This is a genomic window from Methyloversatilis thermotolerans (assembly GCF_000372885.1).
In the GTDB taxonomy this organism is placed as follows: Bacteria; Pseudomonadota; Gammaproteobacteria; order Burkholderiales; family Rhodocyclaceae; genus Methyloversatilis; species Methyloversatilis thermotolerans.
Map to the genome: position 1 here is coordinate 2,919,071 of NZ_KB889967.1, position 18,878 is coordinate 2,937,948.

The following is an 18,878-nucleotide window of genomic DNA, read 5'->3' on the forward strand; positions in this document are numbered from 1 at the left end:
CCCGCGCGGGCGCTGTCTGCGCACCATTTCCGAACAACTCATGACACGACACAGGATTCCATGCTGAACGATCTCGTACTGATGGTGCTGAATGCCGTGGCCAGCTTCGTGACCACGCTGCTGCTGGCCCGCTTCTACATGCAGTGGGCGCGCGTGAGCTTCCGCAACCAGCTCGGCGCCTTCGTGATACAGACCACCGACTGGGCGGTGCTGCCGGCGCGCCGCATCATCCCCTCCATTGCGGGTCTGGACACCGCCACACTGATGGTCGCGTGGCTGATCCAGGTCGCACTCATCATCGTCGCCGCCGCGCTGCATGGCAGGCTGGGGGCAGATGGACTGATCCCGATGGCTCTCATGAGTGGTCTGATCGAAATTCTGCGCCTGTCGGTGTGGTTCCTGATCATCGTGCTCATCATTTCGGCAGTGCTGAGCTGGGTATCGCCAGGCAATCCGATAGGCGGCATGATGAATGCGATCACGCGCCCCTTCCTGCAGCCCGTCCAGCGCGTCGTACCGCCGATCGCGAATGTCGACCTGTCGCCGCTGGTGCTCATCCTGCTGCTGCAGATCGTGCTCTACCTGATCGACGCCCTGTCGCGCCAGTTGTTCGGTCTGCTGATCTGAGGCGCGGCGTGCGCGCGTCATTTCCGTGGCGCGCGGCGATCGCGTTCACACGCTCAGATCCACCTGGCTCACGGTGCCGGCGCTGCCATCCTCGTTGAGATAGACACTGGTCGCGCGCACCTCGCCCAATGTGTCGTTCGCGGCGTTGCGCACCGAGAAGGGCGTATCGACGCGACCGAGGTAGAAAGCGCCGATGCCGGCGCGGCTCAGGCTGGTGAGCGTTCCGGCGCCGGAGGCGTCAGGCTGCCAGACCATGAGGCGGCCGAAGGCCGCATCGGCTTCATCCAGCCAGCCATTGCCGTCGTCATCGAGCGCCGCCAGTTCGGCGAAGCCGTCCCCGGAGAGCGGCCCGAACAGCTCGCGCCCGTCATCTACCCGGCCATTGCCATTGCGATCGAAAGCCAGCATGCCACGACCGGATGGCAGCGGCACCGCGTCCTTCACGCCGTCGGCGTCGAGATCGAAGGCAAAGCGCTGGTCGGACAGTGCAGAAGCCGGCCCCGCGAAATCGAGCATGAGCGGATCCTTGAGCCGCGCATTGCCCTCGCGCAGCGTGTCCGATGTACTCATGCTGAAGCTGCGCGACATGTCGATCTGCAGATCGAACTCGATGCTGCGGCCATCGGCGGTACGCACCGTGCCGCGGGCCGCGAAGCGGGTGGATTCCTGCTCGCTGTACTCGGTGCGGGTTTCACGGATCATGCCCCACTCCGCAGCGGCGGGCGCGCCCGGCTCCGCTGCAGCCGATGCGGACTTCGCGTCGGCAAGAGCGGGCAGATCGGAGGCCCGCATGAAGCGCACCGGCCTGCCGGTGATCTTCTCGATCAGCATGACGAGCAGTGTAAGCCGCGCATCGTCGCGGAAGGCATCCTCCAGTTCCGGAGTGGCCGATGCGGCATCGGCCTGCAGGGCGGCTTGCCCCTGTCCCGACAGCTCGACCCTTGCAGATGAATCCGGCGGAGGCCCGGACCATTGTTCGATCCGTTCGCTGACTTTCAGGCGACGGCTTTCCGCATGGCTCGATGCGAGCCCGACCGTATGGCTGCTGACCTTCATTGTCATATTCCTTGTTGTGTTCTGACCTCGGGCCGCGCGGCATGGCGCCACGCGTATCCGCCCGGACAAGGAAACGCACGCCCGTTGCCCATCCTGCTCGGCGACGATGCGTGAAGGACGGGAACACGCATCGCCACCAGCCGCGGGCGGCTTGGCGGCGCGGCATCTGACAGCAGTCGGATGCAGCCGCCGCACCCCGGACGGGGGCGTCAGCCGGACGTGCGTTTCGCGGTCCGGGCGGATGTCAGGGTTTACGTCCGGCAGATGCGCTTCCGCAGGGTCAGAGACTATGCAGGGCGGGTGTGGCCCTGCCGGGCGGCGCCGGCGCCCACAGGGGCTGCGTGGATCAAGGGAAGCGGTTCGCGGATGCAATGAAGGTGGAGGGCAGGCACGCGACAAGGCGCTTTACATGCATCCTCCATTGGCAGCATGGTTGTCTCCTCCACTCAAGGTGGATCGCGTCCATGTGCGTGCCTGAATTCCAGCTTAGAACGCCGCACAGCAGGAGTCATGACGCACTGCCATGGCGGCAGTGCAGCAAAGCGCGCGCTCGGACCGCCGCGCGCCTGCCTCAGGCAGTGGGCGCCTGGACGAAACCGGTCAGGCTGCGGTCGGCTTCGGCCGGTGTCACGATGCACTCGTCGACCCGGGCGGCCGCCGGGCCGCGCTCGGCCCAGGTGGCGAGCGCATCCAGCGCGGCCGGGCGTCCGACCGCATAAGCCTCGACCGAGCCGTCGCGCCGGTTGCGCACCCACCCGGTGACGCCGAGGCGGCGCGCTTCCTGCACCATGGAGGCGCGGAAATGCACGCCCTGCACGAATCCGCGGACTGCGAAATGCAGCGCTTCGACTTCGTTCTCGTCCATCGCGGCTTATTTCACGCGCATGCCAGGGGCTGCACCCGAATCCGGCGACAGGATGAACAGGCCCGGCAGCTCGCCCTTGTCGTCGGAGGCCGCCAGTACCATGCCTTCCGACATGCCGAACTTCATCTTGCGCGGCGCCAGATTGGCCACCATGACGGTCAACCGGCCGACCAGCGCGGCCGGGTCATAGGCCGACTTGATGCCGGCAAACACCTGGCGCGGTCGCTCTTCGCCGATGTCCAGTTGCAGGCGCAGCAACTTGTCCGCGCCCTCGACATGGTCGGCAGCGACGATTTTCGCGATGCGCAGTTCGACCTTGGAGAAGTCATCGATGGAAATGTGGGCACCGGCGTCGGCGGCCGGGGCGTCGGTCTTCTTCGGGGCTTCGGTCTTGGCCGGCGCGGCGGGGGCTTGCGTGTTCACCAGGGATTCCTTGTTGGCGTCGACCAGTGCCTGCATCTGCTTCGGGTCGATGCGGGTCATCAGGTGCTTGTATTCGTTGATCCTGTGACCGGCCTTGAGCGCAGTTCCGAAGTCATCCCAGCTCAGCGGCGCGATGTTCAGAAAACGCTCCACCTCGGCCACCAGACGCGGCAGAACCGGCTTGAGCAGCACCGACAGTTGGCGGAACAGTTCGAGCGCGGTGCTGCACACCGACTGCAGCTTTTCGTCCTGGCCGTCCTGCTTGGCCAGCACCCAGGGCGCGTGGTCGTTCACGAACACGTTGGCCTGGTCGGCGCAGGCCATCACCTCTCGCAGCGCGCGCGCGTAGTCGCGCGATTCGTAAGCTTCCCTGATAGACGCCTCGTGCCAGTGGAAGGGTACCGTCGGCGCGGCGAGCGCACCGCCGAAGCGCTTGCTGATGAACCCTGCACAGCGACTGGCGATATTGATGTACTTGCCGACCAGATCCGAATTGACGCGCGCGACGAAGTCGTCGAGGTTCAGATCGATGTCTTCCATCGAGCCATTCAGCTTGGCGGCGAAGTAGTAGCGCAGCCACTCCGGATTCAGGCCGAGGTCGAGATAGCTCTGCGCGGTGATGAAGGTGCCGCGGCTCTTGCTCATCTTCTCGCCATTCACGGTCAGGAAGCCGTGCGCGTTGATCTGGGTCGGCGTGCGGTAGCCGGAGTGCTCCAGCATGGCCGGCCAGAACAGGGCGTGGAAGTACAGGATGTCCTTGCCGATGAAATGGACCATTTCGGTGCCGGCGGCTCTCGCACCCGCGGCGTCGAGGAAGTCCACCTCGTCGATGTCGTGGCCGAGCGCCTTCTGCTTCGCCACGTAGTTGCGGAAGCTGCCGAAATAGCCGACCGGCGCGTCCAGCCAGACGTAGAAGAACTTGTTGTCGGTGCCCGGAATGCGGAAGCCGAAGTAGGGCGCGTCGCGCGAAATGTCCCAGTCGGACAGGCGGTTGTCACCCGGCTCGCCCAGCCATTCCTTCATCTTGTTCGCCGCTTCCGGCTGCAGCCGGCCGGAACCCTGGGTGAACGCGCGCAGGAAGCTTTCGCACTGCGGCGCCGACAGCCGGAAGAAATAGTGTTCGCTCGAGCGACGCTCGGGCGCGGCGCCGGACACCACTGAATAGGCGTTCTTCAGATCGGTCGGGGCATAGGTGGCGCCACACACTTCGCACGAATCGCCGTACTGGTCCTTCGCACCGCATTTCGGGCATTCGCCCTTGATGAAGCGGTCCGGCAGGAACATGTCCTTGACCGGGTCGTAGAACTGCTCGACCGAGCGCTGCGCGATCAGGTCGGCCGCCTTCAGCTTGCCGTAGATGTCCTCGCAGAAGGCGCGGTTCTCGTCCGAATCGGTTTCATGGTAATTGTCGAAACTGATCAGGAAGCCGCCCAGCTCTCCGGCGCCCTTCTTCCAGGCGGCCTGCACATCGAGACCGCCGAAGAAGTCGCGGGCATGTTCGTGCAGCACGCGCTCGACCAGCTCGCGCGGCGTGATGCCTTCCTTCTCGGCGCGCAGCATGATGGGCGTGCCGTGCTGGTCGTCCGCACCCACATAGTGCACCTCATGACCGCGCATGCGCTGGAAGCGGACCCAGATATCGGTCTGTATGTATTCGACCAGGTGGCCGAGGTGGATGGCCCCATTGGCGTAGGGCAGGGCACTGGTGACGAGCAGTCTGCGGCGGGACATGATGGAAGTTGAAGCCGGAAAACCCGCGATTCTACTGCCGCGGAGCGCAGGCGGCCGGCCATCGGTTATACTGTACTAAATTGATCGGGTATTCCGCGACGGCCGCGCAGCACGTGCGGCGGCGGGCAGCCCGACACATGGAGCAGACATGTCACTCAGCGAAGCCCAGGTCCAGAGCGCCCTCAAGGAGCTGATCGATCCGAACACCGGCAAGGATTTCTTCACCACGCGCAGTGCCCGCAACATCCGTGTCGATGGCGCCGACGTGTCGGTGGATATCGAACTGGGCTATCCGGCGAAAAGCCAGATCGAGCACCTTCGCCATCTCGTCATCACCCGCCTGCGTGCCATCCCGGGCGCAGCGAACGTGAGCGTGAACGTGACGCAGAAGATCGTGTCGCATTCCGTGCAACGTGGCGTGAAGCTGCTGCCGGGCGTGAAGAACATCATCGCGGTGGCATCGGGCAAGGGCGGCGTCGGCAAGAGCACCACCTCGGCCAACCTCGCGCTGGCGCTGGCTGCGGAAGGGGCGACCGTCGGCCTGCTCGATGCCGACATCTATGGTCCTTCCCAACCGCAGATGCTGGGCATTTCCGGTCAGCCGGAATCTCCCGACGGCAAGACCCTGCAACCGATGATGGCGCACGGCGTGCAGACCATGTCCATCGGCTTCCTGATCGATGTCGAGACGCCCATGGTGTGGCGCGGTCCGATGGTGACCTCTGCACTGGAACAGCTCCTGACCCAGACCGCCTGGAAGGACGTGGATTACCTGGTGATCGACATGCCGCCGGGTACCGGCGACATCCAGCTCACGCTGGCGCAGAAGGTGCCGGTCACCGGCGCGGTCATCGTCACCACGCCGCAGGACATCGCATTGCTGGATGCACGCAAGGGGCTCAAGATGTTCGAGAAGGTGGGCATCCCCATACTCGGCATCGTCGAGAACATGAGCCTGCACACCTGTTCCAAGTGCGGCCACGAGGAACACATCTTCGGCGAGGGTGGCGGCGCGCGCATGGCGGCCGATTACGGTCTCGACGTGCTCGGTTCGTTGCCGCTGGCGATGCAGATCCGTGAGCAGGCGGATTCCGGCAGACCGACCGTGGTGGCCGATCCGGACAGCCGGGTGGCCGAGATCTACCGCAGCATCGCGCGCAGCGTTGCGATCCGTATCGCGGAAAAGGCGAAGGACATGAGCGCGAAGTTCCCGAGCATCGTCGTGCAGAACACCTGAAGCACCCGCCCGCCGGAGTACCCGGCGTCGATCAGGAGAAGGCCATGAAGCTGCCGCACCACCTGCTCGCTGTCGCTTGTATCGGCTGGCCGCCAGCGCATGCTCTTGCGGCCGACGCCGACCAGGGCAGGACGCTGGTGATCGAGGCGCGGTGCGAAGACTGCCACAGTGACCGCTATGGCGGCGGCGATGGCACGCAGATCTATCTGCGCAGCGACCGGCGCGTGAATTCGCTGGCACAACTGGCCGCACAGGTCAGTGTATGCAACGCGCAGCTCAGCACCGGCTGGTTTCCCGAGGACGAGGCGCATGTGGTCGCCTACCTGAACCGGCAGTACTACAAGTTCCGCTGAGCTTGCTCCGGGCGAGCGCAAGCGGCCGCGGCGGCTCGCAGTCGCTATTTCGACGCGGCCCTGCGGCCGCTGGCGATGGCTTCGTCGAGGTAGGCGCCATAGAAATCGGCCTTGCCCGCGCCGACCAGAGGCGCGGCGACCTGGCGTCCCTGCGCATCGAGAAAGAGCACGGTGGGTGCGAACTGCACCTTGAGCCGCTTCGCGAACGCCGCTTGCGTGGTCACAGTGCCATCAAAGTCGGTGAGCGGACGACGCCCGTTCAGATCCACCTCGCGTATCACCAGTCCCGCATCGCGTGCCAGCGGGGCGAGATAGTGGCTGCGGACCTCCTCGCACCAGTGACAGTCGGGCAGCGAGAACAGCACGACAAGAAGGCTGCCGGGCCGCACATCGCCGCCCGCATCGAGCAGCAGCGGCAATACCGGCGCCGTCGCCCGCGCGGGCTTTGCGGCCAGCGCGGGCGCGCTCAGTCCGATGCACAGCAGGGCGACCAGCAGGCTCTTCATCTGCCCAGCACCTCCTGCTCCATGCGCAGATAGGTGCCATAGGCATTGATGCGGTTGGCCGCATCGAACGCGGGCACCTTCTGCCAGCGGCTCCAGTCGGTGCGGGCGTAGGCTTCGTCGAAAGGCACGAATTCCGCCACCGCCTTGCCCATTTCACTGCGCAGATAGCCGATGTAGTCGCGCGTCATCGCGAGATCGCGCGCAGGATCGGTGGACGCCGGACCATGGCCGGTCACCAGGGTCCCCGGCCTGAGCGCCAGCAACTGATCCATGGTTGCGAGCCAGCGCCGGCTGTCGGCATCGCCGACGAAGGGAATGCGGCCGATGAACAGGATGTCGCCGGAATAGACGACCCTGTCCTCGCGCACGATCACCACCATGTCGTCCGGCGCGTGCGCCGGGCCCATGTAGACCAGTTCGAAGGTGAGCGCGCCCAGGCGGAAGCTGGTATCGCCTTCCAGCCACAGATCGGCGGGCACCAGCCGCGTGTTCGCGTCGACCCAGGGGTCGAGATCACGTCGCCTCTGCTCCAGCCGCGCGCGCCCCTCTTCGCCCTCGATGTACTCGCGGCCGGCGCGATGCGCCCACACTTCGGCGCCCACCGCCTTGAATGCCTGCAGCCCGTAGAAATGATCGGCGTGATAGTGCGTGATGAGCACGCGCCGTATCGGCTGGTCGGTCACGCCGCGTATTGCCGCGACCAGGGCCTGACCGAGGGCCGGCGAGCCCAGCGCATCGATCACCACGACGCCATCGCCGGTCACCACGAAGCCGGCATTTGAATTGAAGGCCTCATTGGCCAGACTGGCCGGCCCGGAATCGCCCTGCACATACCAGCTGTGCGGACCGACCTGTACCGGCTTGAGCGTAACGGAAACGCCGGGTGCGTCGCCCGCCGTTGCGCACTGCGCGAGGAGGAGCGCGCAGGCGGCGACCATGCGCCGGAACAGCGGGCGACGCGGCGCGGCCATGTCAGGCCATTCCGGGATTGCCGGCCACGCCATGCAGCTCCGGCAGATTGAGCTTGATCGGCGCAACCGTCTTCACGTCCTTCAGGTAGCGCGTCATGAGGTCCCAGATCGGCTCGCCGCCGGCATCCCTGGCCGCTTCCGACACCGGCGCCCAGCCCGCGACACGATAGGTCTTGGACGCTTCCAGCGGCTTGCCGTTGAGCATCATGCCGCTGATGCGGCCGCCCATCTTCGCGGTCGGATCACAGCGGTACTGCAGTCCGCCCACGCGCACCATGTCGCCCCCCTGCTGGTAGTAGGGATCGGGATTGAACAGGTTGTCGCACACGTCCTCCAGCACCGTCTTGATGAATTCGCCGGTCATCGGTGTAAGGGTGGTGTAGGGATAGGTGATGGCGGTCTGGTCGAGCAGGTTTTCCATCGTGATGGTGTCGCCCGGCAACAGGCTGGTGCCCCAGCGGAAGCCCGGCGAGAACGCGATTTCGGCGTCCTTCATCTTCATCAGCCCATCCAGGATGAGCTGGTCGAAACTGCCGTTGAAGTTGCCGCGGCGATACAGCAGACCTTCGGTCACCGCCAGCTTCTCGCCCAGCCTGGCTTCATGGGGCGCGCGCATTTTCGCGATCAGCGCAGTCATGTCGGGATCGGCCGGCAGCAGGTTGGAGAACACCGGCAGCAGGTGATAGCGGAAGTCGCTCACCTTGCCGCCCTTCACGTCGAAATCCAGCACGCCGAGGAACTTGCCATTGGAGCCGGCATTGGTGACCAGGGTCTGTCCGCCCGCGTTCTTCACGACGATCGGCGCCGGAACACCGTCGTGCGTATGGCCGCCGAGAATGGCGTCGATGCCGCGCACGCGCGACGCCATCTTGACGTCGACATCCATGCCATTGTGCGAAAGCACCACCACCACCTGCGCGCCCTTCGCGCGGGCGGCATCGACATGTTCCTGCATCGATTCGTCGTTGATGCCGAAGCTCCACTCCGGCGTGAAATAGCGCGGATTGGCGATCGGCGTATACGGAAAGGCCTGGCCGACGATGGCCACCGGCACGCCATTGATCTGACGGATGACGAAGGGCGGGAACACCTGATCGCCGAAGTCGGTGGTTTTCACGTTCTGCGCGACGAAATCGACCTTGCCGGCGAAGTCGCCGTCGACGATCTGTTTCACGCGCTCGGCACCGTAGGTGAATTCCCAATGGCCGGTCATCACGTCGACGCCGAGCAGCTTGCAGGCGTCGACCATGTCCTGGCCCTTGGTCCACAGCGACAGACCCGAACCCTGCCAGGTGTCGCCGCCATCGAGCAGCAGCGCACCGGGCCGGCTGGCCTTCATGCGCTTGACCAGGGTGGCGAGATGGGCGAAGCCGCCCACCTTGCCGTAGGTCCTGGCCGCCTGCGCGAAGTCGAGAAAGGTGAACGCGTGCGCCTGCGGCGTGCCGGGCGCGATGCCGAACTGCTTCAGCAGCTTGTCGCCCACCAGATGCGGCGGCCGGCCCGCCATGTCGCCTATGCCCAGATTGACATCCGGTTCGCGGAAATAGATCGGCATCAGCTGCGCATGGCAGTCGGTCATGTGCAGCAGGCTCACGTTGCCGAAGCGGGGCAGTTCGTACATCGACGAAGCGGCGCCCGCCGCGCGGGCGAAGTCGCTGTGCAGCGCCATGCCACCGGCGCTGGCCATCGCGAGCAACTGCAGGAATTCGCGGCGGTGCATGCTCATCGGCGCATCACTCCGCGTTGACCGGCGACTTCGGGTCGAGCAGCAGCGCAACCAGATGTCTGATCTGCTTCTCGTCGAGGATGCCGTGTGCGCCGAAGCGCGGCATATTGGTGCACGCGGTGTAGGCATTCGGGTTCCAGATCTTGCCCCACACGTACTTCTGCGTCGTTTCGGTATTGCCGTGCAGCTTGCCGTACTGGTAGAGGCTGGGGCCTATCGTGCCGTACGAAATTTCCTTCTTCGTGATGCGGTGGCAGTTGTAGCAGTTGCCACCATTCGGTGCGTCGGCCTTGTCGGACCAGGTCATGCCGCGTCCGCTCTGCGCAAGTTTCTCGCCTTCCTTCCAGTCGCCGAGGTAGTTCCCGTCGGACGGCCACTTGATGTCGGCCTGTGCGGCGGCCTGTATGCGCTCGCGCAGTTCGTCGTCGATGTGCTGGCCGTGCGTGGAGCAGGCGGCCATCACCTCGTCCTGCTTCAGGCGGTCGACCGTGGCGATGCCCTGGTCACGGAAGGAGCGCGCCATCACCTCCTGCGCTTCGCGATCCCAGGCGGCCGATTGCTCCGGGCTGGACCCGGTACCGGCACAGCCGGCGACGGCGGCGATCGCGCCCGCAACCAGCACGGCATTTCGCAGATTCGTTGTCATCGTTCTCTCCTCAGCGCTTGATGGCCGGTGCGGTGCTCTCGCCCGCCCCGTTGGCGGTCACCCCCAGATAGGTGGACAGGGCGACGGTCACTTCCGAGCCGTACAAGGGATAGGGGAAACGCTGCTGGCGGAAGCAGTCGTTGAGGCGACGCTGCATGCTCCACAGCTCGCCGGAGGACACGCGATAGGCCGGCCAGGCGCCGAAGCCACGCGCCGCATCAGCTGACTTGGTCAGATTGGGCAGGTCCTGCAGGCGGATGCGCTTGCCATCCTCGCCGTGACAGGTGACGCAACCGAAATCGTGCGGGCCGCTGCGGTAATTGAACACGCGCTTGCCGATTTCATACATGCGCCGCTCTTCCGGATGCTGCATCGGCACGTTGAACTTCATGCCGCGTGACTCGGCGGAAATCCAGGCCACCAGCGCCTCGATGTTCTTCTGCTCGCCCTTGCCGAACGGCGTCTTCGCGACTTCGTCCGCAGGGATGCCCTGCAGGGTTTCCATGCAGGTGAGCAGGCGCGATTCGAGATCCTGCACGCGTCCGGTATCTGCGAAATAGCGCGGCAAGCCGACGAAGGCGCCCTTCACCACACCCGGCCCCTGGCCCAGGTCACACTTCTCGAGCGTGCCGTTCTTCGGTCCGCGTGCGGTGCGCCACAGCTCTTCACCCTGCATCTCCCACAGCTCGGCGGGGTTGCCGTCGGCCAGCGCTTCGCGATACCTGGCAATGCCCTCTGCGGTCTCATCGGCCCCTGCGGGCGTCGCCGGCAGCATCAGCGCAAGCGCTGACGTTGCCAGGCATACGGCATATCGACTGCCTTTCATGTCTCTTCCTCCAGTCCTGTGATGACTCGACCGTGCCGGGCCGGATCCCGATCGGATCGCCCGCCTTCACCGGTGCCTGCGTGGTCCGTCTGCGCGGACCTGGACTCAGGACACCACGACTTCGTCGGTGCGCTTCTCGCCCTTGTTGTCCACCCAGCTCACGCTCACCTTGTCACCCTTGGCGCCCCCCTTGAACTTGAACTGCAGATAGGGGTTCTTCGCCACGGCCGGTCCGAACTGGCCGGCAAGGACCACGCGACCATTGTGGGTCGCCGTGATTTCGGTGATGTGGTGTGCCGGGATCAGGTTGCCGGACGCGTCCTTGCGCTGACCGGTTTCCATGTCGTGGCTCATCAGTATCTTCACTTCGGTTTCGGTGCCATTGCTGGCTGCGCGGATGCGCATCGGGCCTGCTGCCATGTCCTGCTCCTTTTCTTCGTTCGCTCGTGGGTACGCTCAGCCGCCGCAGCCGCCCAGCGTCACCTTGATTTCCTTGACCGTCATGTAGTAGCTGCCGCCAGCCTTGACCAGCGCATAGACGTTCGAGGTCTGGCCCATCTTGATGCGCGTGCTCACGTCGGCCGCCGTGCCTTCCGGCAACGTGAAGCTGGCGGCCAGCATGTTCGGGTTCTTCTCGACCAGGATGGCGACGAACTCGGTGCCCGGCAGCGCACTTTTCACGCCCACCGGCACCACGGCGCCGTTCTCGGCGATATCCGGACCGCTGAGCTGCACGTCCTTGGAATCGGCCGGCTTGCCCGCTCCCAGTGCCTTGAGCACATCCTCCATCGACTTCGCTTCGAACGCCGCCTTGTCCCAGGCTGCGTGCGCAAGTTCGGGCGTGATCAGTCCGGCGGCCACCAGCACACCGAACAGGCCCATGGCGCCCGTGCTCTTCAGGGCCTCTCTTCGCTGCATGTTCATCTGCTTCTTCCTCCTCAGTTTTCGGGCGAACCCGACAAGATCCATTTCACCAGCGCGCCCAGGTCGGCGTCGCTGACCTGGCTCTGCGCAGGCATGGCCACATCGCCCCAGTTGCCGCTGCTCCCTTTGCGGATGCGCGCGGAGAGGCTGGATTCTGCACCTTTGTCGTCCTTGTAGCGCTTTGCGACCTCGCGAAAGCCCGGCCCCAGAACCTTGCTGTCGATGCCGTGACAGCCGCTGCAGCCGTTCTTCTTCATCAGTTCCAGAGCCGGATGCGGCTTGATCGCGGCGGCAGCGGTCGCGTTGCCGGTATGCTGGCCGCGCACCGGTCCCACCGTGCGATTCTGTGCCGACAGATCGCCATGGGCGTCGCGCGCGTAGTCCGGCAGACTGGACCCGATCGTGATGTCCGTCCGGCAGTCCTTCATGCAGGCCACGTTCTTCACGTCCGGCTTGCCTTTCACGTCCCACAGGCCGTGCCGGGTGGTCATGCCGTTGCGGTTGGGCATGCGCTTCTGCACATCGGCGATGTTCCTGTCCGACAGCACGAAGTCGGCCGGCACGATCTCGCCCAGATTCAGGATGTAGGCGAGCACCGCATAAGTATCGTCCACGCTCAGCGACTTGGGCGCGTTCCACGGCATCGCGCGATGGATGTAGTCCCACAGCGTGGAAACCGTCGCCACCTTCATGAGCGTCGTGCGTTGCGGCGCATCACCGCGGATGTATGCACCGACCCGGCCGGTCTCGATGTCCTCCTTCGTCGTGCCGCCGACGATGGGCGTGAACACCTCGTTGCTTTCGCCGAATGTGCCGTGGCAGGAGGCGCATTTCGCTTCCCACACCTCCATGCCGTGATCCACCGACCCGGATCCGGCGGGCAGGCCCTTGAAATCCGGGCGCACATCGATGTCCCAAGCCTTCACCTCGGCCGGCGTCGCGGCCCGGCCTATGCCCTCGTAGCGACCCGCTGCGTGACTTCCGGTCGCGCCGAACATGAGCGCTGCCACCAGCGCGAGTTCAGTAAGCCTGGACATTGCTCACGTCTCCGCTTTCCGCCAGCTTCCAGGACTGGATGGCGTTGTTGTGATAGATCGAACGCGTGCCGCGCACTTCGCGCAACTGGCGGTAGGTGGGCTGCACGTAGCCGGTGTCGTCCATCGCGCGCGATTGCAGGATGGCCGGACTGCCATCCCACACCCAGTCGATGTTGAAGCGGGTGAGCGCCTTGGACAGCACCGGCGTCTCCAGCCGTGCAGTGCGCCAGTTGCGCCCGCCGTCGGTGGAGACGTCCACCCGCCGGATCTTCCCGCGGCCGGACCATGCGAGCCCGGAAATGTTGTGGAAGCCGCGATCGAGCAAGGTCTGCCCGCCGGATGGCGTGGTGATGACCGACTTGCACTCCTGGATGGACGTGTACTGACGGTGGGTGCCGTCCGGCAGCAGATCGATGTAATGCACCGCCTCATCCTTGGTCGCCCAGGGCTGGTCGCCCACCTCGATGCGACGCAACCACTTCACCCAGGACACGCCCTGTATGCCGGGCACCACGAGGCGAAGCGGATAGCCGTTCTCCGGGCGCAGCATTTCGCCGTTCTGACCCCACGCGACGATCACGTCGTCGAGCGCTCGATCGAGCGGAATGGTGCGCGTCATGCTGGAACCGTCCGCACCTTCGGCCAGCACGAACTTCGCACGCTTCATGTCGATGCCGCAGTCGTCCAGCAGCACCGACAGAGGCACGCCGGTGAATTCGGAACAGGACAGCATGCCGTGCGTGTACTGCACGGTGGGCACGGCCACATTGCCCCATTCCATGCCGGTATTGGCACCGCATTCGATGAAATGGATGCGCGACACCGACGGCAGGCGCATCAGGTCGTCCATGGTGTAGACGCGAGCCTCCTTCACCAGGCCGTTGATCATGAGCCGGTGGCGCGCCGGATCGATGTCGTGCCAGCCCTGGTGATGCCGCTCGAAATGCAGGCCTGACGGCGTGATGATGCCGAACAAGCCCTGGAGCGGCGCGAACGACACAGAGGCCGCGGCCACCCGCGTGAGGCCGGGACTTTCGCGCCGCTTCAGCCCGGCTTCATACTGCGACGGAAGGCCGTAAGGGCGCTCCGCCACCGGTCGCCCGAGCGAAGTGCTGTGCTCCGGCAGGTTCAGGATGGCCGGATCGCCGTCGGCGGCATGCGCCGCCGACACGCCGAGTGCGGTGACGCTGGCCGCAGCGAAGGCCTGGCGCAGGAAATCGCGCCTGCCGGCCGCCACGTCGCCGACCTGTTCGGGTGTGAGGAAGCCCTCGGGCGCACGGCGTATGCGCCCGGGACGTACCGGTAGCTGGGACATGTGTTCTCCGTATTTACTCGGACGCGATCTCGAGCGCGCGCCCCACCTTCTTCAGCGAAGCCTTGCTGGGTTTGCTGGGCAGATTGAGTGCGCTGCCCGACGCAATCTGGATGCAGACGGTGCGGCAGATCGACGGGAAATTCGGATCGATCAGCTTGTAGAACACCATGCTGCCGTCCTTGCGCCGGCCGACGATGCCGGCGCGGTACAGCATGTTGAGATGGCGTGAGGTATTGGTCTGGCTGAGGCCCGACTGGGCAACGACGTCGGCGACGGAACGCTCGCCCCCGCACAGGCAGTGCAGGATTTTCAGTCGCGCGGGTTCAGCCAGAAGGCCGAAATAATCGGCAACGGACTCGAAAACAGTGTCCAGCTCCGGATCGTGCTCCATCGCTGCTCCTCCAACTCGTTGTTTGGACTGCGGATATGTCTTTTTGTGCATATCCTTTCAATTCAGCATATGCGCATTTGCGCATATCTGCAAGAAAAGATTTCCATTTTTTTGACTTGAGGGAGCGGTTTTTTTTGTCTAGCGTGTCGGTAACCCGCGCCACGTCATGACAACGGAACGGACGCGGCCCGCCCCGAGAGGGCTCATAACGAGGAGGAAGCACCGTGACGAGAACCCTGCCGGTCGCCGCGCTGGCGCTGTCGCTCTGTACCCCAGGCAGCCACGCCGCCGACCCGAATATTGGCCGCAATCTGGCCGCGACCTGCGCCAACTGCCATGGCACGGACGGTCGCAGCGCAGGCGGCATGGAAGCGCTTGCCGGCATGCCCAGGAGCAAGCTTCTGGCGTCGCTGAAGGCATTCCGCGCAGGCGAAAAGCCGGCGACCATCATGCATCAGATTTCCAGGGGCTATACCGAGGATCAGCTCGAGCTCATTGCGGACTACTTCGCTTCCGTTACGGCAGGAGGTGCCCGATGAGCATGCATCGTCGGAATTTCCTTCAGGGCGTCGCCGGTGCGTCGGCCCTGGCCGCACTGTACGGCTGCGCCGGCGCGGGCAAGGGCTCGGGCAAGGGGCATGTGGTAGTGGTCGGGGGGGGCTATGGCGGCGCAACCGCGGCCAAGTACATATCGATGTGGAGCAATGGCAGCATACGGGTGACACTGGTGGAGCGCGACGCGGCCTTCGTGTCCTGCCCGATATCCAACCTGGTGATCGCTGGCGAGAGGCAGATGTCCGACATCACGGTCGGCTACGAAGGTCTGGCCAAGTACGGCATCAAGGTGGTGCAGGACGAGGTGACGGCCGTGGATCCGGAACGGCGTGTCGTCAGGCTGGCGCGCGGCGGCAACCTGAGCTATGACAAGCTGGTGCTGTCGCCGGGCGTGGACTTCACCTACGACGCGCTGCCCGGGATGCAATCCGCCGCCGCGCAGCAGGCCATCCTGCACGCCTGGAAGGCCGGCGCGCAGACGGTGGCTCTGCGCCGGCAGCTCGAGGCCATGCCGGATGGTGGTGTGTTCGCCATCGCCATTCCCAGGGCGCCCTACCGCTGCCCGCCCGGACCGTACGAACGCGCCAGCGTGGTGGCGCATTACTTCAAGACCCGCAAACCGAAATCCAAAGTGCTGGTGCTGGACGCGAACGAGGAAATCGTGTCCAAGAAGGGCCTGTTCCTGAAGGCGTGGGCGGACCACTACAAGGACATCATCGAGTACCGTCCGCAGAGCGAATTGCGCGACGTGGACGTCGCAGGCAGAACGGCGATCCTCGAGTTCGAACAGGTGAAAGCGGACGTGCTGAATGTGATCCCGCCGCAGCGCGCGGGACACATCGCTGCGCAGGCCGGGCTCAAGCTCATCAACAACCGCTGGGTGGACATCGACTGGCTCACCATGCAGTCGACCTCGACGCCGCATGTACATGTGCTCGGAGACGCCATCTTCCCGGCGCCCACCATGCCCAAGTCCGGCCATATGGCGAACCAGCACGCCAAGCTCGCGGCAGCCGCCCTCATCAACATGATGTCCGGCATGCCGCCATCGGATTCGCCGCTGGTCATGAATACCTGCTACAGCTTCGTGGATGCGTCCAGCGCGATCCACGTGTCGTCGGTGCATGCCTACGACGCGGCGACGAAGCAGGTCCAGCCGGTGAAGGGCGCAGGCGGCCTGTCGCCGGCACCCAGCGAAATGGAAGGCAAGTTCGCGCTGGCATGGGCGCGCAACATCTGGGCGGACATGCTCACCTGACAGCCAGGCAGGCGGCCAGGCAGCGCCCTCCGCCGCCTGCCCTGCGGGGTGCCCGGGAACACCGCCGGCCCATGTCCGCACAAGCCAGCGCAGCCGGGCTTTCCGCCCGCCGCATGGCGGATGCCTGCCACCCGGTACGACCGAGCTACAATCGCGCGCTTACCCACGCCCCTCCGTCAGGAAGCACGCAGATGAGCATCAAATCCGACCGCTGGATACGCCGCATGGCCCAGGAGCACCACATGATCGACCCGTTCGAGCCAGGTCAGGTGCGCCATGTCGACGGACGGCGCATCGTGTCCTACGGCACATCCAGCTACGGCTACGACGTGCGCTGTGCCTCGGAATTCAAGGTGTTCACCAACATCAATTCCACCATCGTCGATCCGAAGACCTTCGATCCGGATTCCTTCGTGGAGATGGATGCCGAGTCCTGCATCATTCCGCCCAATTCGTTCGCGCTGGCGCGCACGGTCGAGTACTTCCGCATCCCGCGCAACGTGCTGGTGGTGTGCCTGGGCAAGAGCACCTACGCGCGCTGCGGCATCATCGTGAACGTGACACCGCTCGAGCCGGAATGGGAGGGCCATGTGACGCTGGAGTTTTCCAACACGACGCCGCTGCCGGCGCGCATCTACGCCAACGAAGGCGTCGCGCAGATGCTGTTCTTCGAATCCGACGAGCCCTGCGAAACCTCGTACAAGGACCGCGGCGGCAAATACCAGGGCCAGACCGGCGTCACCCTGCCCAAGATCTGACACCTCTGTTAAGGATTGTCTCCATCCGTTCCCGGCGGCTGAAGTCGTGATTTTATGAACGGAAGCGAGCGTGGCCGACTGCCACACTCCGTCCGACTTCAATTGCAACGGAGCACAACAATGATCAAGCAACTGCTCATCGCCTCGGGACTGGCGCTGACCGCCATGTCCGCTTCGGCGGCCGGGATCGAAGGCCTGTACAACACCGGCGAAGGTTTCGCCGCCGGTCAGGTCGACACGCACTACAGCTTCGCCTCCATCAGCGGCACGGCAACCGGTACCGACGGCTACGGCGTCGTGACCAGCGGCATAGGCCACCCCTTCCCGAACTGGCAGGCCAATTCGGAAGCGTCGAGCTGGCTCGCCCCCACAGCCAATGCCGGCCAGAGCTACGATGGCGTGAGCAACGGCGTGTACAAATGGACACTCACCTTCGACCTCACCGGATTCGACACCGAGAGCGCCTTCTTCTCGGGCAAGTGGTGGGCCGACGACACCGGCTACATCCAGCTCAATGGCGTCACCATCTCGTCCGGCGCCGGCTACCGCTCGGCGACGAGCTTCGCCGCCAGCGCAGGCTTCGTGGCAGGCATCAACACGCTGGACTTCTACGTGACGAACCTCGCGCGCTCCACCGGCAATCCGACCGGCATCCGCGTCGAATTCGGGGAGAGCTTCGCCGAGGAACTGATCGTCGAACAGCCGCCGGTCATTCCGACGCCCAGCGTACCGGTGCCGGAACCTGAAACCTATGCGATGCTGCTGGCCGGTCTGGCCGTGATGGGCGCGATCGCCCGTCGCCGCATCGGCTAATCCTGCGTCAAGGTGCAGGCGCACGGGGGGTCTCACCGCGAGGTGAGACCCTTTTTGTTTTGCGATGCGACGGATGCGCGCGGAGCGTGACGGGATGCAGCGCCTGTCTCGCGCGGACCCGCCTAGACTCGGTCCATTCCATCTTCGCACATCGCCCCCCATGAACCCGCGCTTACTCCTCGCCATCGCCGTACTGACCTTCGCTGCGGCACTCCCGGCGGCCCATGCGGACGAGCAAGCGATCGGCGGTCTGTACAGCACCGGACAGGAATCCGACGCTGGCCAGCTCGACACGCACTACGCATTTTCGGTCATCGACGGTACGGCAAGCGGCACCTCGGGGCACGGCGTGGTCACCTCGGGCAATGGTTTCCCCTTCCCGATCTGGAGTGCGAACAGCGAGGATTCATCCTGGCTCACCCCGGACGCCGCGGCAGGACAGTCCTACGATCCGCAGCGCAACGGCCACTATGTGTGGTCGCTCAGCTTCGACCTCACCGGCTACGACGCCGATTCCGCCTGGCTGGAAGGCCGCTGGTGGGCGGACAACGACGGCTATGTGGTCCTGAATGGCCAGACCGTGTCATCGGGCGTCGGACTGTCCAGCCCGACCTCCTTCAGTGCAGCCGCCGGCTTCGTCGCGGGTGTGAACACGCTGGAGTTCCATGTGCTGAATTTCGCCCGGGCATCGGGCAACCCGACCGGCGTGCGCGTGGAGTTCCTGTCCAGCGGCGTCGTCAGCGTCGTGCCGGAAGCCGATGGCTACGCCATGCTGCTGGCCGGGCTGGTGGCGGTGCTGGCGATGATACGCCGCAGCCTGCGCTGAGCCCCGCTGCCGCCCGGCGCCGGCGGTTGTATTG

At 65.0% G+C, this 18,878-nt stretch carries 21 protein-coding genes; 8 read left to right on the top strand and 13 right to left on the bottom strand.

Annotated features, from left to right (window positions below):
- Positions 1-60 precede the first annotated feature (60 nt).
- Positions 61-627: a YggT family protein gene (locus A3Q7_RS0113125; protein WP_018412351.1), complete on the top strand. Its 567-nt coding sequence runs from the start codon at positions 61-63 to the stop codon at positions 625-627.
- 45 nt (positions 628-672) lie between these two features.
- On the opposite strand, the gene A3Q7_RS0113130 is transcribed toward A3Q7_RS0113125, so the two are convergent.
- The 3 genes from A3Q7_RS0113130 to metG all read right to left on the bottom strand — a co-directional run bounded on the left by A3Q7_RS0113130 (position 673) and on the right by metG (position 4,702).
- Complete coding sequence (locus A3Q7_RS0113130) at positions 673-1,683, bottom strand: hypothetical protein (RefSeq protein WP_026224806.1); 1,011 nt, start codon at positions 1,681-1,683, stop codon at positions 673-675.
- A gap of 571 nt (positions 1,684-2,254) precedes the next feature.
- On the bottom strand, positions 2,255-2,548 hold the full coding sequence (locus tag A3Q7_RS0113135) for an acylphosphatase (protein WP_018412353.1): 294 nt from the start codon (positions 2,546-2,548) through the stop codon (positions 2,255-2,257).
- 6 nt (positions 2,549-2,554) lie between these two features.
- Positions 2,555-4,702: a methionine--tRNA ligase gene (gene metG / locus A3Q7_RS0113140; RefSeq protein ID WP_018412354.1), complete on the bottom strand. Its 2,148-nt coding sequence runs from the start codon at positions 4,700-4,702 to the stop codon at positions 2,555-2,557.
- 148 nt (positions 4,703-4,850) lie between these two features.
- Between metG and apbC the strand changes: the two genes are divergently transcribed.
- Positions 4,851-5,939: an iron-sulfur cluster carrier protein ApbC gene (gene apbC / locus A3Q7_RS0113145; protein ID WP_018412355.1), complete on the top strand. Its 1,089-nt coding sequence runs from the start codon at positions 4,851-4,853 to the stop codon at positions 5,937-5,939.
- 44 nt (positions 5,940-5,983) lie between these two features.
- Positions 5,984-6,292 carry a hypothetical protein gene (locus tag A3Q7_RS0113150; RefSeq protein WP_018412356.1) on the top strand — a complete coding sequence of 103 codons (309 nt, stop codon included), beginning with the start codon at positions 5,984-5,986 and terminating at the stop codon, positions 6,290-6,292.
- A 44-nt stretch (positions 6,293-6,336) separates the two neighbouring features.
- Here A3Q7_RS0113150 and A3Q7_RS0113155 read toward each other — a convergent pair whose 3' ends face one another.
- The 10 genes from A3Q7_RS0113155 to A3Q7_RS0113200 all read right to left on the bottom strand — a co-directional run bounded on the left by A3Q7_RS0113155 (position 6,337) and on the right by A3Q7_RS0113200 (position 14,634).
- Entirely contained in the window at positions 6,337-6,798 is a 462-nt protein-coding gene (locus A3Q7_RS0113155; RefSeq protein WP_018412357.1) for a thioredoxin fold domain-containing protein, read from the bottom strand.
- Entirely contained in the window at positions 6,795-7,769 is a 975-nt protein-coding gene (locus A3Q7_RS0113160; RefSeq protein ID WP_157278185.1) for an MBL fold metallo-hydrolase, read from the bottom strand. Before A3Q7_RS0113160 ends, A3Q7_RS0113155 begins: the two co-directional genes overlap by 4 nt.
- A gap of 1 nt (position 7,770) precedes the next feature.
- Positions 7,771-9,495, bottom strand: a complete 1,725-nt coding sequence (gene soxB / locus A3Q7_RS0113165; protein WP_018412359.1) for a thiosulfohydrolase SoxB — start codon at positions 9,493-9,495, stop codon at positions 7,771-7,773.
- Positions 9,496-9,502: 7 nt separating this feature from the next.
- Complete coding sequence (soxX, locus tag A3Q7_RS0113170) at positions 9,503-10,141, bottom strand: sulfur oxidation c-type cytochrome SoxX (protein WP_018412360.1); 639 nt, start codon at positions 10,139-10,141, stop codon at positions 9,503-9,505.
- 10 nt (positions 10,142-10,151) lie between these two features.
- Complete coding sequence (gene soxA, locus A3Q7_RS0113175) at positions 10,152-10,967, bottom strand: sulfur oxidation c-type cytochrome SoxA (protein ID WP_026224810.1); 816 nt, start codon at positions 10,965-10,967, stop codon at positions 10,152-10,154.
- 105 nt (positions 10,968-11,072) lie between these two features.
- Complete coding sequence (gene soxZ / locus A3Q7_RS21175) at positions 11,073-11,387, bottom strand: thiosulfate oxidation carrier complex protein SoxZ (RefSeq protein WP_408630403.1); 315 nt, start codon at positions 11,385-11,387, stop codon at positions 11,073-11,075.
- 36 nt (positions 11,388-11,423) lie between these two features.
- The gene (gene soxY, locus A3Q7_RS21180; protein WP_232417974.1) at positions 11,424-11,885 is read right to left on the bottom strand and encodes a thiosulfate oxidation carrier protein SoxY; all 462 of its coding nucleotides are present in this window, start codon (positions 11,883-11,885) and stop codon (positions 11,424-11,426) included.
- Positions 11,886-11,905: 20 nt separating this feature from the next.
- Entirely contained in the window at positions 11,906-12,928 is a 1,023-nt protein-coding gene (locus tag A3Q7_RS0113190; protein WP_018412364.1) for a c-type cytochrome, read from the bottom strand.
- Complete coding sequence (gene soxC, locus A3Q7_RS0113195) at positions 12,912-14,243, bottom strand: sulfite dehydrogenase (protein WP_018412365.1); 1,332 nt, start codon at positions 14,241-14,243, stop codon at positions 12,912-12,914. The genes A3Q7_RS0113190 and soxC overlap by 17 nt, the downstream gene beginning before the upstream one ends.
- A 13-nt stretch (positions 14,244-14,256) precedes the next feature.
- Positions 14,257-14,634, bottom strand: coding sequence for an ArsR/SmtB family transcription factor (locus tag A3Q7_RS0113200; protein WP_018412366.1), 378 nt, complete (start codon positions 14,632-14,634; stop codon positions 14,257-14,259).
- A gap of 224 nt (positions 14,635-14,858) precedes the next feature.
- Between A3Q7_RS0113200 and A3Q7_RS0113205 the strand changes: the two genes are divergently transcribed.
- The 5 genes from A3Q7_RS0113205 to A3Q7_RS0113225 all read left to right on the top strand — a co-directional run bounded on the left by A3Q7_RS0113205 (position 14,859) and on the right by A3Q7_RS0113225 (position 18,844).
- Entirely contained in the window at positions 14,859-15,173 is a 315-nt protein-coding gene (locus tag A3Q7_RS0113205; RefSeq protein ID WP_018412367.1) for a c-type cytochrome, read from the top strand.
- The gene (locus A3Q7_RS0113210; protein ID WP_018412368.1) at positions 15,170-16,447 is read left to right on the top strand and encodes an NAD(P)/FAD-dependent oxidoreductase; all 1,278 of its coding nucleotides are present in this window, start codon (positions 15,170-15,172) and stop codon (positions 16,445-16,447) included. Before A3Q7_RS0113205 ends, A3Q7_RS0113210 begins: the two co-directional genes overlap by 4 nt.
- Before the next feature lie 191 nt (positions 16,448-16,638).
- Positions 16,639-17,205: a dCTP deaminase gene (gene dcd, locus A3Q7_RS0113215; RefSeq protein ID WP_018412369.1), complete on the top strand. Its 567-nt coding sequence runs from the start codon at positions 16,639-16,641 to the stop codon at positions 17,203-17,205.
- A gap of 120 nt (positions 17,206-17,325) precedes the next feature.
- Positions 17,326-18,018 carry a PEP-CTERM sorting domain-containing protein gene (locus A3Q7_RS0113220; protein WP_018412370.1) on the top strand — a complete coding sequence of 231 codons (693 nt, stop codon included), beginning with the start codon at positions 17,326-17,328 and terminating at the stop codon, positions 18,016-18,018.
- A gap of 160 nt (positions 18,019-18,178) precedes the next feature.
- On the top strand, positions 18,179-18,844 hold the full coding sequence (locus tag A3Q7_RS0113225; RefSeq protein ID WP_018412371.1) for a hypothetical protein: 666 nt from the start codon (positions 18,179-18,181) through the stop codon (positions 18,842-18,844).
- Positions 18,845-18,878 lie beyond the last annotated feature (34 nt).

Excerpts from the sequence above, each read along its gene's own strand:
- A3Q7_RS0113220 (WP_018412370.1), top strand. The coding sequence starts at position 17,326 with ATGATCAAGCAACTGCTCATCGCCTCGGGACTGGCGCTGACCGCCATG.
- A3Q7_RS0113160 (WP_157278185.1), bottom strand. The coding sequence starts at position 7,769 with ATGGCCGCGCCGCGTCGCCCGCTGTTCCGGCGCATGGTCGCCGCCTGC.
- A3Q7_RS0113155 (WP_018412357.1), bottom strand. The coding sequence starts at position 6,798 with ATGAAGAGCCTGCTGGTCGCCCTGCTGTGCATCGGACTGAGCGCGCCC.
- soxC (WP_018412365.1), bottom strand. The coding sequence starts at position 14,243 with ATGTCCCAGCTACCGGTACGTCCCGGGCGCATACGCCGTGCGCCCGAG.
- soxZ (WP_408630403.1), bottom strand. The coding sequence starts at position 11,387 with ATGGCAGCAGGCCCGATGCGCATCCGCGCAGCCAGCAATGGCACCGAA.
- soxA (WP_026224810.1), bottom strand. The coding sequence starts at position 10,967 with ATGAAAGGCAGTCGATATGCCGTATGCCTGGCAACGTCAGCGCTTGCG.
- apbC (WP_018412355.1), top strand. The coding sequence starts at position 4,851 with ATGTCACTCAGCGAAGCCCAGGTCCAGAGCGCCCTCAAGGAGCTGATC.
- A3Q7_RS0113225 (WP_018412371.1), top strand. The coding sequence starts at position 18,179 with ATGAACCCGCGCTTACTCCTCGCCATCGCCGTACTGACCTTCGCTGCG.
- A3Q7_RS0113210 (WP_018412368.1), top strand. The coding sequence starts at position 15,170 with ATGAGCATGCATCGTCGGAATTTCCTTCAGGGCGTCGCCGGTGCGTCG.
- dcd (WP_018412369.1), top strand. The coding sequence starts at position 16,639 with ATGAGCATCAAATCCGACCGCTGGATACGCCGCATGGCCCAGGAGCAC.
- A3Q7_RS0113130 (WP_026224806.1), bottom strand. The coding sequence starts at position 1,683 with ATGAAGGTCAGCAGCCATACGGTCGGGCTCGCATCGAGCCATGCGGAA.
- soxX (WP_018412360.1), bottom strand. The coding sequence starts at position 10,141 with ATGACAACGAATCTGCGAAATGCCGTGCTGGTTGCGGGCGCGATCGCC.
- A3Q7_RS0113150 (WP_018412356.1), top strand. The coding sequence starts at position 5,984 with ATGAAGCTGCCGCACCACCTGCTCGCTGTCGCTTGTATCGGCTGGCCG.
- soxY (WP_232417974.1), bottom strand. The coding sequence starts at position 11,885 with ATGCAGCGAAGAGAGGCCCTGAAGAGCACGGGCGCCATGGGCCTGTTC.
- soxB (WP_018412359.1), bottom strand. The coding sequence starts at position 9,495 with ATGAGCATGCACCGCCGCGAATTCCTGCAGTTGCTCGCGATGGCCAGC.
- A3Q7_RS0113190 (WP_018412364.1), bottom strand. The coding sequence starts at position 12,928 with ATGTCCAGGCTTACTGAACTCGCGCTGGTGGCAGCGCTCATGTTCGGC.
- A3Q7_RS0113135 (WP_018412353.1), bottom strand. The coding sequence starts at position 2,548 with ATGGACGAGAACGAAGTCGAAGCGCTGCATTTCGCAGTCCGCGGATTC.
- A3Q7_RS0113125 (WP_018412351.1), top strand. The coding sequence starts at position 61 with ATGCTGAACGATCTCGTACTGATGGTGCTGAATGCCGTGGCCAGCTTC.
- metG (WP_018412354.1), bottom strand. The coding sequence starts at position 4,702 with ATGTCCCGCCGCAGACTGCTCGTCACCAGTGCCCTGCCCTACGCCAAT.
- A3Q7_RS0113200 (WP_018412366.1), bottom strand. The coding sequence starts at position 14,634 with ATGGAGCACGATCCGGAGCTGGACACTGTTTTCGAGTCCGTTGCCGAT.